This window comes from Clostridioides sp. GD02377, assembly GCF_045899875.1.
In the GTDB taxonomy this organism is placed as follows: Bacteria; Bacillota; Clostridia; order Peptostreptococcales; family Peptostreptococcaceae; genus Clostridioides; species Clostridioides difficile_A.
Genome location: NZ_JBJODA010000003.1, coordinates 133,469 through 147,578 on the forward strand (window position 1 = coordinate 133,469; position 14,110 = coordinate 147,578).

Here is a 14,110-nt window from a genome sequence, read left to right on the forward strand (position 1 = left end):
CTAATTCGCTTTTAATTTACAACTATTAAATCTTTAGTAGATGTAGTCAACCTCATACATCCATCTTGTGTTATAAGTACATCATCTTCTATTCTTACTCCCCCAAGATTTGGTATATATATTCCTGGCTCTATAGTTATAATCATACCTTCCTTTAATACTTCTTTTGATTCAGGAGCTAATGCAGGATATTCATGAACCATAATCCCTACACCATGACCTAAATTATGACCAAAATTATCAGTATATCCATAGGAACCAATTATATCTCTTGCAACTTTATCTATTTCACCAGTAGTCATACCTGGTTTTAAAACCTTTATACACTCTTCATTAGCTTCTTTTACTATATTATATATTTCTTGTAACTCTTTATTTACAGTACCCATACATATAGTTCTAGTAATATCAGAACAATAATTATTGTATTTAGCACCAAAATCAAAAGTAACAAAATCTCCATACTCTATAATTTTTTCACTGGCTTTTCCATGAGGCAATGCTCCTCTCAATCCAGATGCTACTATAGTATCAAAAGACTCTTTTTGACCACCCAACTCTTTTATAAATCTAACAATTTCATTTTCCACTTGTTTTTCAGTCATACCAACTTTTATAAAATCAATTATATGATAAAATGTAGCATCGACTATTTCACAAGCTTTTTTTATATATTTTATTTCATCATCGTCTTTTTCTTTTCTTAAAGTAGATAAATCAACCGATTTTAAAGTTACACTTAACCTTTGACTCATATTCTTATATGAATCAAAAGATACTTCACTTCCTTCAAATCCAATTTCTTTTATATTTTGATTTTCGCAAATTTCATTGACTATATCAAAGTAGGTTCTGTTTTTATCCATTAATATGACATCAAATAAATTTGATTTTCTTTTGATTTCTTCAAAGTATCTAAAATCTACTATTATATATTGTTTCCTTTTAGTTATAAAAACATAACCTGATGAACTAAATAGATTCCCAATGTAAAATTTATTGGTAGAGCTATTAATAAGAATACCTTCTATATCATATTCTTCTAAATACTTTCTTATTTTTTCTATTTTACTCATATTTTTTATCCACCACCTTTAATTAATATATAGGTAAGGCTGGTAATATTAATTAAAACAATATTACCAGCCAAAGTTATCATAAATAAACTTAAATGTTAGTCTATATAATCCACAACAAGTTTACCATCTTTTATTAATTTATTTCTATAGAATATATTTCCTACAGCTATGAATATAGCACCAACTGCTATACCTATGATATACCCAAACAAGTTATCAACTAGAGGCCATGCCCATATAGCTGACTCTGGGAACCATTGAATTGCACCTAGAACTATACCTGTAATAGCTCCTATTACACTTCCCACTATGTTTAAAGGTATAACAAAACCTGGTCTTTCAAGTGCAAATGGTATTGCTCCCTCAGATATACCCATAAATGATAGGAATATAGAAGTCTTTCCTGCTTGATAGAATTGTCTATCATATACTCTTCTTCCTACTAATCTTTTATCTAATAAAGTTGTTAATCCTAATCCAATTGGAGGAACAACTATAGCTATTGTTCTTGCTGTTATTGGTAGTACATTCTCTGTAGTTAAACCAAGTGCAACGAATCCTGCTGCTTTATTTATTGGTCCACCTAAGTCAAATGCTGTAGCTGCTGCTAAAGCTGTTGCATATACATACTCTCCAGCTGCTCCTGCTGCTGTTAAGAAGTTTTTCATACTTTCATTAATTAAACCACCAATTGGAGTTATTATAAATATCATCAATATCATACAAGTTAATGATGCTATTAGTGGTATTAAAAATGTTGTCTTAAAAGCTAACCAGTTATGAGAAACTTTTATAGATTTATTTAACCATTTTACAAAGTATCCTATTATGAATGCTATTAATATCGCACCTAAGAATCCTGATGCAACTGGAACAACTTCAGTCCATTGACCATCCACAAATTGTGGCACACCTACAGGTTTATTAGCTATATATCCACCTATAAAACCTGCAATTAAAGCTGTTTTTCCACCTATAGAATTTGCACAAAATGCTGCAAATAGTGGTATTGCAAATCCAAACAAAGTAAATCCGAAATTTGACATTAATTGTGCCATATTTAAAAGAGTAAGTTTAAACCCTGTAAAATCACCTGAATTCATAGCATCAACTATACCTACAGATGGGTCAAGTCCTAATATGGCATATGGTATTAATTGAGATAAGGCTCCTATAAGTCCACCCATTACTAAAACTGGTATCATATATGATATACCTGTCATTATATGTTTACTTATTTCCTTCCATTTTCCATTTCCCTTTGATTGAGTTGGATTAGATGGAGTAGGTTTTCCTACATTGTTTCCTCCTGTTGTAGAAGCACCTGAACTGTTTATAACTTTTTTCTTAATTGCCATTCTATTTCCTCCACAATAAATTTATTATATTCCTAAATCTTCTTCGATTTCTTTTATAACACCTTCTGCATTTTTTATAGCTTCTTGTAACTCAACTTCATATACTTCACAACCATCAAATCTTTCCATACCTTCTGGAGTTATTGCTACTGCATGTATTATCATAGTTGCACCTAATATATCATCTCTTGTTAACTCATTTTGTACACCATCTGCACCTTGAGTTTCAACTTTAGCTTCATAACCTAGTGCCTTTGCAGCTTGTTCTATTGCCTCTGCTGCCATGAAAGTGTGAGCTAGTCCCATTGGACAAGCACATAATGCTACTAATTTTTTATTCATTTTAAATTCCTCCTACTTTTCAATTAATTATTTGTTTTATTTTAGCCTTAGCGTTTAATTATAAACCCAAAGCTTCATTTATTAATTTAGATATTTCTTCAACATTATCACTCTTTAAAAGAGAATCTTTAAAGTCTTTATTTATTAATTTTCTTGAAAGAGATGATAATAACTTAAGATGAATATTCTCTTTACTTTTTCCTGGCATAAGTAAGCTTATTGCCAATTTAACCTTATCTTCATCTTCATTCCAAACAACATCATCAGTAAATTTCAATACTACTACTGCTGGATTTTCAATTGCATCATTTTTAGTATGAGGTATTGAGATAGATTCACCTAAATTTGTAGTAAATTGTTCTTCCCTAGCCATTAATCCTTCATATACTAAATTTTCGTCATCTGTTAAGTTTAATTCTTTAGCTTTTTTTGCTATAAATTTTAAAACCTCAACCTTAGACTTAGTATCAACATTTAAAAATACATATTCTGTGTTAAATATGTTTGTTTCCATTATTAATTTCCTCCTTAATTACCTATCAGTGCCATTAATTTATTAAAGTCACATATTTTAATAATTCCTCTTACTCCACCTTCATCTTTTATAAAATTATAAAGGTATTTAAATATTGAAAAATTATGTTTTTCTTTAGTGTTAAAAAATACCATAAATACTAGTTGAACTTCTTGTTTATCCCAAACTATTGGATTTTCAAGTATACCAACTCCTATTATAGATTTTTTATCTCCCTTCACAATTGTGTGAGGTATTGCTACTAGATTTCCTATCTCAGTTGATGAGATATTTTCTCTATCTATTATACTTTCTATTGAGCTTTCTTCTATAAAATCTCTTTCTTTTAGTTTGTTTGAAAGAGAAAGTATAACTTCTTCTTTCGTACTAGCCTTTATACTAAAAAAAGCTTTTTCATCAAACATATTACTTATTATCTTTCTTCTTTCCTCTTTTTCGTAAAATGCTTTATTTACGTTTTCAATTAAGCTATCATCAAATATATTTTCGATATACAAGACAGGTTTTTCATAACCTTTTAATTCAACAGTAGACACTATTAAATCAACATCTTGGCTTATAGCCATATCAAGATATCTAACTGGATAAACACCTACAACGTTTAAGTCACTTATATTTTGCTTTAATTTTTCAGAAATAAGTTGACCTGTTCCTATCCCATAATGGCAGACTATACAAATCTTCTTACTAGTATTTTTTTTCATTCTTTCATTTGAAGCAGCAAAATGAATAGCTATATATCCAAGTTCATCTTCATCAAGTTTTAAATTAAACTCAGTTTCTAGTTTGTTTGATAAAAACACAGCTAAATTAAAAGCTATTGGGAACTTTTCTTTTATCTGATGAAGCAGAGGATTATTAGATTTTATATTAGCTTTAGCCCTATTTAAAAATCTCTTTATATGGTCAGATATTGAAACCATAAACTCTTCATCTTTCGTATAATCACTTCCAGAAATAAGTAATATATCTTGAAGTGCACTATTTATAACATTATTTATTCGTTCCTCAATTTCACTTGTATTTTTTCTTCCTTGTGTACCTTTATATGCGATTACACCAGAGTAATTTGAAATATAAATCACTTCATCTTCAATAAGTTTAAATCCAACCTTATCAGATATTTCTTTCATTAAGCTTTCTATAAAAGAGTAATTATGAAATCTATAACTTGTATCTATTAGATTTATATTGTTACTATGTCCTCTCTTACTTCTAAACACAGAAACAATTATCTTTGAAAGCAGAAGATTAAAATCTTTATCTGAAATTATTGTATCTTTCTCTCTTAAATGTTTTTCTAAAATACTTTCTATACAGTGTATATCGTTTTCACTAATGTCATCTAAAAGCACCTTGATTTTACTTTTTTCATCCAGTTTTATTGCATAGTCAGTAATCAATTGTCTTATATTAATTTCTTCACCATGTATATAGCTTCCATAGTAAGGTTTAGATTTTATAACTAAGTCATACTTTTCAAGTTTTCTTTTAAGCTTAGTGGACAATTTGTTTATAGCAGCTATACTTAGATTTAATTCTTCTGCCATTGCTTCTATACTCATATAATTTCTATTAATAAGCATACATATTATATTTGACATTCTTGATTCTTCAGAGTCATCTAAAAAACCATCAATATATTTATTTGCTTCTTTAACAGCTCTTGCTATATTGCTTTTAGAGCCACTTAGCTTATATCCTATACCTCTAGAAGAATCTATTACCAAATCATACTTGCTTAAAATACTATTTAAATCTGCTATATATCTTTTAATAGTTTTTGTAGACACATCCAATTTGATAGCTAATTCATTTGATGTCATATATCCGTCTTTATTGCTTAAACTTTTTACTATTACTGCATGTTTCTTAGTTATCATTGTATCACCTTCTCTTTGATTTCAATTATATATCAAGTAAAATTTTAATTGTATATATAATATGTCTATATAAGGGACATTTTGTATTTATATATTATTGCATAATTCAACTATCGCCTCTGCATATATGGCTATTGAAGTTATAAATCTATCTAAGCTAGCAAATTCATTTGCACTATGGACATTTCCAAAACTACCATCAGGAAATTCACAACCAAATATTACTGAATTATTCATTTCAGAAGCATAACTTCCTGCACTAGTTACCCTAACATCATTTTTTAAATCTCCAGAGTACTTTGTATATATATCATGCAAAGTTTTTACAATCTTTGAATTTCTATCTATATAATTTGCTTGCTTTAAATTTACCCCAATAATCTCGAATTTATTAATATTATTTGTCTTCATATACAAATTAAATTTTTTTATTATTTCCTCAACTGTTAATACTTCTGGATATCTGACACTTAAAACTAATTCTAACTTTCCATCTATTATGTTTATTATTGTTGGAACCATCGATAAAACTCCACATTTTCCTTCAATATCTAAACCAAATAATCTTCCATCTGTATTATCTTGATTTATTAACTTATCTAAACTTTTTGTCCAATCTTCATCAATATTTTCTGATAAAAATTTAATTGCACCTAGTATAGGATTGATTGCTTTCTCAGGCTTAGATGAATGTCCACCTTTGCCATGTATAACATGATTTCCATTATTATAACTTATTGAAGTATTATTAAAATCACAGCATATATTATCTTTACCCAAATTTTTCATATTTTTTATATATACTTTATCTGGTATTGTGTTAAACTCTATTCCGCCACTTATGTATAAAGACTTATCTTCTATCTCTGAAATTAACTTTATTGTTGCCCCACCTTTTTCTCCATTTAGTACAGGAAACTTAGCATCTGGAGTAAATCCACATATACCATAAGGCTCTTTGCTATAATAATGCTTTATACATCTAAATCCACTTTCTTCATTTCCCCCAGCAATTAATCTAACCTTTCTTTTTAAATCAATATTTAGATTTTTTATCATTTTTAATGCTAAAAAATTTACTATCATAGGGCCTTTATTATCTGATACCCCTCTAGCAACCAATTTATCTCCTATAATATTTAATTTAAATGGCTCACTATCCCATCCTTCTCCTGGATTTACAACATCACAGTGTCCAAATATATCTACAAATTCTTTTCCATCTCCATATTCAATTTGAACAGCATGATTATCTATATTTTTGACCTTGAAATTGTTTTCTCTACCTAGATTTTCAAACCAATTTAATGCATCATAAACTCCTTTTCCAAAAGGCATATCTTCAGATACAGTTTTGTCATCATAAAATGACGGTATGCTCACCCATTCTTTCAACAGTTTTAAAAATTCTTTTTCATACTTTTTACTTTCTTCTTTAAATAATTCCATAATTATCACTCCAATTTAGAACTTTATATTATATATCATAGTTTATCTTATTTGATAACTCCTTATACTTTATGTCATTTCAAGGGACAAAACTTTTTTACTATTGATTTTATAATCTATTTATATATAATTATTTGTAGGATAAATTTAATATCATAGGAGGAACAAAATTATGGAACCATTATTTTTAAAACCTATTTTTATGGATAGAATATGGGGTGGTACTGCACTTAAAGATAAATTTAATTATGAAATAACTTCGCCAACAACTGGTGAATGTTGGGCTATAAGTTCTCATAAAAATGGAGATTGCTTAATAGAAAATGGAGAATACAAAGGCAAAAGTCTATCTGAATTGTGGGACAAAAACAGAGAATTATTTGGAAATACACTTGGAGATAAATTTCCTTTGCTTACAAAAATATTAGATGCAAATGATAATTTATCCGTTCAAGTTCATCCAAATGATGAATATGCAAAGAAAAATGAAGGTGGAGAATTAGGAAAAACAGAGTGTTGGTATGTAATAGATTGTTCTGATGATGCAGAAATTATAATAGGTCATAATGCAAAATCTCATAAAGAATTTGTAGATATGATAAAGAATAATGAATGGGACAAACTACTTAGAAAAGTTAATATAAAAAAAGGAGATTTTTTCTACGTTCCTAGTGGTACTATACATGCCATATGCAAAGGTACATTAATTTTAGAAACTCAACAAAATTCAGACACTACTTATAGAGTATATGATTATGATAGAACTGATAATTCAGGCAACAAACGTGAACTTCATGTTCAAAAATCCATAGATGTTACGAATGTTCCTCATATAAATCTTGATACTGATTATAAAACTGTATCAACATCAGACTTTAAATGTACAACATTTGTATCAAATGAATTTTTTAGCGTTTATAAATTAGATATCTTTGGAAAATGTAATTTTACACACGATACACCTTTTTCCTTATATAGTGTATTGGAAGGTAATGGAAAACTAATACACAATTCGGTAGAATATGATTTAAAAAAGGGTATGCATTTTATATTACCAAATAACTTTGGAGATTTTAGCTTTGAAGGTAATTTGGAGATTATATGCTCTCATATTTAGATACAAAATATAACTAAAAATAGGCTATCATAATAGCTTAATTTATGATAGCCTATTTTTTATAAAATACTTACTAAAACATATAGTATTTTGATTTAGAATTTGCTTATAAGAGTCTTTAATAATATATATCAGAAAATTCTATTTTTATTTTTTCTTCAATATTATATATTCTCTTGTCTTCTGTATAATGTTCACTATTAAAACTCTTCATTGGAAGTGAAATCAAGAATTCTGTTCCTTTGTTTACTTCACTTATTACTTCTATATCTCCACCATGAAGACTTACTAGATTCTTAACTATAGCAAGCCCTATTCCACTTCCTTCAGTATTTCTAGATAAAGTCTTATCAACTTGTGAAAATTCTTCAAAAATCAATTCTAGTTTATCTTGAGGGATTCCAACTCCTGTATCCTTTACACTTATGATTACTTTATCTATTTTATAATAAATATTTACATATATCCATCCTCCATTGTCAGTAAACTTAATGCAGTTTGACAATAGATTCAGTATAATTCTCTCAATTTCAACCTTGTCTATATAGACATTAATTTCTTCAAGTTCTGTATCAAACAGAATCTTTATATCTTTTCTACTTGTATACTCTTCTATATTCATAAATAGGTCTTCTATTACAGATACAATATTGTATTTTGCAAGTTTTAATGTATAGAATCCAGACTCCATCTTTGTTAAATCTATAATATTATTTATTAGTCTTTGAAGCCTATAAGAGCTTTGTCTCACTAAATCTACATGAGATTTAATATTATTGTTGTAATCTTTTATTTTCTCACTTCTATAGAAAGAGTCTACTAATTGATTTGAACTTGATATAACATTTAGTGGAGTTTTTAACTCATGAGACATATTTGCAAAAAACTCAGTTTTTATTTTATCTGTTTTAAATCTTTCAAGCAGTTCTTTTTCTGCTTGTTCTGAATATTTTTTATGTGCCAAATCTTTTATAATGAGCATTATGTATCTAGTATTATATATAGCAAAAGGTAATGCACTTAATTCTACTTCCACTATATCATCATAACTATTTATCAACTCATACTCTAGTAAAGATATACTCCTATTCTCATTTAAAACCTTAGACATATTATCAGTAAATTTCATTTTTTCTTCAGTATTTGCATTCATTAATAGCCTAATGTTAGAATCTTTTATATCATCTATATTTGTAAAAGCTAACATATCTAAAAATGACTTATTTGCATAGTTTACACTCAAGTCATCTTTTAGTAAACATATCCCATCAGGTAATATATCTATAAATCTTGAATAAGATGATTGACTTTCTTCAAGTTTTATTTGAGATATTTTTCGAGAAGTAGTATCACGTATCACAATAATAGTTTTATCTGAACCTGCATTAGTATACTGAGAAAAACTCATTTCAACATACTTTACCTCACCATTTATTAAATACCTTTTTTCTGCACTTTCTTTGCCTTTACATATTGAAGAAAAATCAATACTTTCCAAATTATTTTTAAAAATTTCTCTACATGCATTATTCACATATATTTTGTTACTACCTTCGAGTACTACTATACCATCTCCAACACTTTCTAAAAAATCTCTACTTCTCTTATTGGCTTCAATAAGTTTACGTTCATATTCCTTTTTCTTGGTCTTATCTTTTAATACACATAATACCCCTTCTATTTGTGAAGTAATAATTAAAGGAGCAAATATAGCTTGATAAACCTTATTATCACTAGTATTAATAAACTTTTCCACATTCTTTTCATTGTCAAATACAGAATGAATACTATCTATTAAATCGTTGAAATTTTTTATTTTATCGCCTAATTTATCCTGTTCTTTATAATCTCCAAAAATATTTCTAAAACTCTTGTTTGCATATGTAATTACTCCATCTTTACTAAACACAACTATGCTATTTACTGCAACATCCAAAGTAGATTGGAGTCTAGATTCTCTTTTTATAAGTATCCCTTTAAGCTCCTCTATCTTTTCTGTTTCATAAATTAGTTTTTTGTTTTTTTCTTTTAAGCTCTCCGTTTTTATTGTTAACTCTTCATTTGTATCATGCAATTCTAATGCTGTTTTCTTAATATTCTTAGATACTATGTAATTATATAAATAATATAAGGCTACATTTATTATTATCTGAGATAATATCTCCTCTATATGCCTATCAGCAATCACCATATGTAATAAATTTGGAGCCCTTGATAAGATTATTATTATTATTATTCTATTAAAAAACTTTTTTTCATTGTATTCCCATTTGCTTTCATTTGAACTTGAGTTTAATTCAATGCCACTTACAATAGCAGTAATTATCATGAATACAGATGTTATAACTCCTAAAGCATATTGTAATGCATCATTTTCTAGATAATTAAACATTCTAGATATTATGAATAAAGATGCTACAGTTAAAGTAACACTTGCTATGAATAAAACTACACTAGAGTTGATTTGTTTATTATCCCTAACAAATTTAAAACTTAAGTATACACCAAGTATAGGAAATAAGTCGGTTATTGCTGATATTGTGATATTAGTCTCAATCACAGACTCTGTTCTAATTCCCAAGCAATTAAATAAATATACACATTCTAATGCCCCAGTAGCTATAAAAATTAATCCTAAAAATGTAGAAAATGAATCTACTTTAAACTTAGTTGTATTAAATATAACCATTCCTGTAGCTATTAAAAATGTAGCATATATTGCATGTAATAAAGTTTCATATTTATCTATATCTTTTATAATAAATAATAAAAGTACTGAGCCCATTATTATAAATAAAAGGCTCATGTCTTCTCTTTCTTTTATATCTGGATTTACATCAGGTATTATATTCTTCAATACTTTACACTTCCTCTTAATTAATATTTTATACTAATTAATTTATACGATACTCGACATTATAATTCCTTCTTTATACCTCAAAGCAAAAACAGACATTTTCCGCTAAAACAAAATTCTTTTGTTTTCTACTCTCTTAGTTATCTTGTTTCTATCGAAGTTTTCCAGTATAATCATACAATTTTTTCTACTAGAATCAATCAAATCTCTGTATTCTCCTAGTGTTATTTCTTTATTCTCTTTTATATAATTTATTAAGGTATCCTTTGCATTTTCATAAATACCTTTGTCCATTATATACAAATCATCTAATTTCTCTACCTTATTACCTATCATTGACTCTAATACTTCAGCATAGTTATTATTTCCTTCAGAAACTTCATCTATTGTCAATATCGAAGAAACTCCACATGATTTTAATCTTTTTTCTATCTTTTTTGCTATTTCTTTTTGTTTGTCATTTAAAACAACCTCAAAATCAAATAGGGATACTATATTATTTTCTATTTTTATGATATTTTCTGTAGATAATCTTTCTAACAAAATATCCATTTCTCTAGTCTTAAAATTACTTTCTATTTTAGACCTTACTTCTTCTTTTAATATTCCTTTTCTCAATCTATATTTCTTATGGTATTCATTTAAAAGATTTACTATATTTTCTTTTAATTTATTATATTGATTTATATGCATATACATATTACCTATAATAAATACTTTACTTTCCGATATAAGTGTTTCAAGAGCTTTTTTTACATGTTCTTCATGGGCACCACTATAACTCATTATTTCTTTTATATTTGGATAATTTTTTAGGTTTCTTTTTAAGTATTCTTCTATTATATCTTTAAGTTCGCCTTTTTCTTTTATTTTTAATGCTTCTATAACCTTTTCATCAAATCTCTTATGTTTTTTAGGAGATGGGTCGATTATTACACCTCCACCAATAGTTTCCATTGGAGAATATCGTCTAACTACAAAGGTGTCACCTTTTTTGGACACTATACTTTCCTCAAGCCTTAACTGAACATAACCACTCTCTCCACTTTCGATTAACTCTTTATCTAATGGAACTGCTCTACAAAGTATTTCTCTAGTGCCATGATACAGTCTTAATCTATCCCAATGTTTTAACCCTTTGTCTAAATGATTTACCAGTGATAATTTCACATCTAGCATCATTGATTCTTCTAATGAATTTGGTGCAGCCAAAACATCTCCTCTATTTATATCTTCAACTTTTACATTTGATATATTGATTGCTGTTCTTTGCCCTGCATAAGCTGTATCTTTATTTTCTCCATGAACTTGTATACTTCTTATCTTTGTTTTTAATACTTGTGGATATATAACCAAATCATCTTCTATACTTATCTTTCCTTCTATTAAAGTTCCTGTTATTACAGTACCAAATCCTTTTATTGAAAATACTCTGTCTATATTAAGTCTCGATGGAGAATTTTCGTTTTTATCCTCTATATCATCACTCATTTTATCTATTTTTTCAATAAGGGTATCTATACCTTTTTTAGATACAGAATCAACTTCAATTATTTCTGCGTTTTCAAGAAAAGTTCCTTTTATTTTCTCACAAATGTCTTCTTTTACCAATTCTCTAAATTCTTCGTCTACAGTATCAGACTTAGTTAGAACCACTATTCCATTTTTTATATTTAAAAAACTTAAAATATCCAAATGCTCAACTGTTTGTGGCATAACTCCTTCGTCTGCTGCTACAACAAGTAATACAATATCAAGACCAGATGCTCCAGCCAACATGTTTTTTATAAACTTCTCATGTCCTGGTACATCTACAATACCAGCTCTTTTCTTATTTGGTAAATCAAAATAAGTAAATCCTAAATTTATTGAAATACCTCTCTTTTTTTCTTCATCTAATGTATCAGTTTCTCTTCCAGTCAATGCTTTTATAAGAGTTGTTTTTCCGTGGTCAATATGACCTGCTGTTCCAATTACTACATTTTTCATTTTTTGCCCCCTATCAAAACTTCAATACTTCTAATTACAAATTAAATTTAATATCAATATTACCTCAGATTTATTTAATTAAAGGCTTTTCTTAATTCTTCAACTATTACATCAAACTCATCATCAAATATAGTTCTTACATCTAATACATATTTATTATCATATACTCTAGCTATTATATGAGCTTCACTAAGTCTTAACTTCTTTTCTAAAGCTGACACATTCATATGTTCAGGAGTTATTGTTACTACCTTTGTACTTATAGTTTCAAGAGGCATAGACCCTCCTCCCACTTGTGAAAATCCATCTTCTATATTTATAATTGCATTCAAATTTAATGCAGTTATTTTTTCAAATAGCCTATTTGCTTTTGCTTCTAATTCTTCTATTTTATATGTTAACATTTTTAAAGTTGGTATACTTTCTATTGCCTTTGTTTCATCTAAATACATTCTCAATGTTGCTTCAAGAGCACATATTGTAAGTTTATCAACTCTAAGAGCTCTAGTAAGCTGATTTTTCTTCATTTTTTCTATATATTCTTTTTTGCCAACTATAATCCCTGCTTGTGGACCTCCAAGCATCTTATCTCCACTAAATGTTACTACATCTGCACCTTGTCGTATAGAATCTAATACAGTTGGTTCATAAGATAACCCATATTTTGATAAGTCTATAAATACTCCACTTCCTAAGTCTTCTATTACAGGTAATTTATATTTTTTACCTAAATTAACTAACTCTTCTATAGAAACACTCTCTGTGAATCCCATAATCCTATAGTTACTTGTATGAACTTTCATTAATACATTTGTATCTTCTGTAATTGCCTCTTTATAATCTTTTAAATGAGTTTTATTAGTTGAACCAACTTCAACAAGTTCTGCACCACTAAGAGCCATTATACTTGGAATTCTAAATGAGCCACCTACCTCAACTAATTCTCCACGAGATACGATTGCTTCTCCTCCTTTAGCCATTGTGCTAAGTACAAGAAGTACTGCTGCTGCATTATTATTTACAACTAGTACATCTTCTGCACCTGTAAGCCTTTTTATTGTGCTAGTTAAATGAGAATATCTTGAACCCCTTTCTCCATTGTCCAAATCATATTCTAAGTTTGAATATCTTGAAGCGGCACACCATAGTTCATCTTTTATATCTTCACTAAGCAAAGACCTCCCTAAATTTGTGTGAACAACTGTACCAGTTGCATTTATAACCTTTTTTAATGATAGTGAATAATTTAATTTAACTCTGTCTATCGCAGATTCTATTATTTCATCAAACTCTATTGTTACAGAATTTGACGCATCTTCTTTCAATCTTAATATAAACTGTCTTTTAAAATCGATTACTTCTCTAACAGATTCTAAAACTAAGCTTCTTGGATATTCATTTATTATTTCTACAATTCTATTATCACTTAATACTTCATCAACTGAAGGTAACATTGCAAATAATTCTCTTTTGCTCAAAACAATCACTCTTTCTCTATAAT

Annotated in this window: 10 protein-coding genes; 1 reads left to right on the forward strand and 9 read right to left on the reverse strand. The window is 28.0% G+C overall.

Features of this window, described 5'->3' with window-relative positions:
- Positions 1 to 11: 11 nt before the first annotated feature.
- The 6 genes from Q3304_RS03620 to Q3304_RS03645 form a co-directional block, all read right to left on the reverse strand.
- Positions 12 to 1,076, reverse strand: a complete 1,065-nt coding sequence (locus Q3304_RS03620; protein ID WP_074178443.1) for an aminopeptidase P family protein — start codon at positions 1,074 to 1,076, stop codon at positions 12 to 14.
- Positions 1,077 to 1,174: 98 nt separating this feature from the next.
- Positions 1,175 to 2,437, reverse strand: coding sequence for a PTS fructose transporter subunit IIC (locus Q3304_RS03625; RefSeq protein ID WP_054271093.1), 1,263 nt, complete (start codon positions 2,435 to 2,437; stop codon positions 1,175 to 1,177).
- 24 nt (positions 2,438 to 2,461) lie between these two features.
- A complete protein-coding gene (locus Q3304_RS03630) occupies positions 2,462 to 2,779 on the reverse strand; it encodes a PTS fructose transporter subunit IIB (protein WP_003416512.1) in 318 nt (105 codons plus the stop codon).
- A gap of 58 nt (positions 2,780 to 2,837) precedes the next feature.
- Positions 2,838 to 3,293 carry a PTS sugar transporter subunit IIA gene (locus tag Q3304_RS03635; protein ID WP_054271094.1) on the reverse strand — a complete coding sequence of 152 codons (456 nt, stop codon included), beginning with the start codon at positions 3,291 to 3,293 and terminating at the stop codon, positions 2,838 to 2,840.
- Positions 3,294 to 3,307: 14 nt separating this feature from the next.
- Positions 3,308 to 5,197, reverse strand: coding sequence for a BglG family transcription antiterminator (locus tag Q3304_RS03640; protein WP_407813781.1), 1,890 nt, complete (start codon positions 5,195 to 5,197; stop codon positions 3,308 to 3,310).
- Between the two features lie 87 nt (positions 5,198 to 5,284).
- Entirely contained in the window at positions 5,285 to 6,646 is a 1,362-nt protein-coding gene (locus Q3304_RS03645) for a Sapep family Mn(2+)-dependent dipeptidase (protein WP_407813782.1), read from the reverse strand.
- Between the two features lie 172 nt (positions 6,647 to 6,818).
- On the opposite strand from Q3304_RS03645, the gene manA reads away from it, so the two are divergent.
- Positions 6,819 to 7,763, forward strand: coding sequence for a mannose-6-phosphate isomerase, class I (gene manA / locus Q3304_RS03650; RefSeq protein ID WP_407813783.1), 945 nt, complete (start codon positions 6,819 to 6,821; stop codon positions 7,761 to 7,763).
- Positions 7,764 to 7,881: 118 nt separating this feature from the next.
- Here manA and Q3304_RS03655 read toward each other — a convergent pair whose 3' ends face one another.
- The 3 genes from Q3304_RS03655 to selA form a co-directional block, all read right to left on the reverse strand.
- Complete coding sequence (locus Q3304_RS03655; RefSeq protein WP_407813784.1) at positions 7,882 to 10,620, reverse strand: ATP-binding protein; 2,739 nt, start codon at positions 10,618 to 10,620, stop codon at positions 7,882 to 7,884.
- Between the two features lie 105 nt (positions 10,621 to 10,725).
- Positions 10,726 to 12,609: a selenocysteine-specific translation elongation factor gene (selB, locus tag Q3304_RS03660; protein ID WP_223195702.1), complete on the reverse strand. Its 1,884-nt coding sequence runs from the start codon at positions 12,607 to 12,609 to the stop codon at positions 10,726 to 10,728.
- 74 nt (positions 12,610 to 12,683) lie between these two features.
- Positions 12,684 to 14,063 carry an L-seryl-tRNA(Sec) selenium transferase gene (gene selA / locus Q3304_RS03665; RefSeq protein ID WP_054271284.1) on the reverse strand — a complete coding sequence of 460 codons (1,380 nt, stop codon included), beginning with the start codon at positions 14,061 to 14,063 and terminating at the stop codon, positions 12,684 to 12,686.
- Positions 14,064 to 14,110 lie beyond the last annotated feature (47 nt).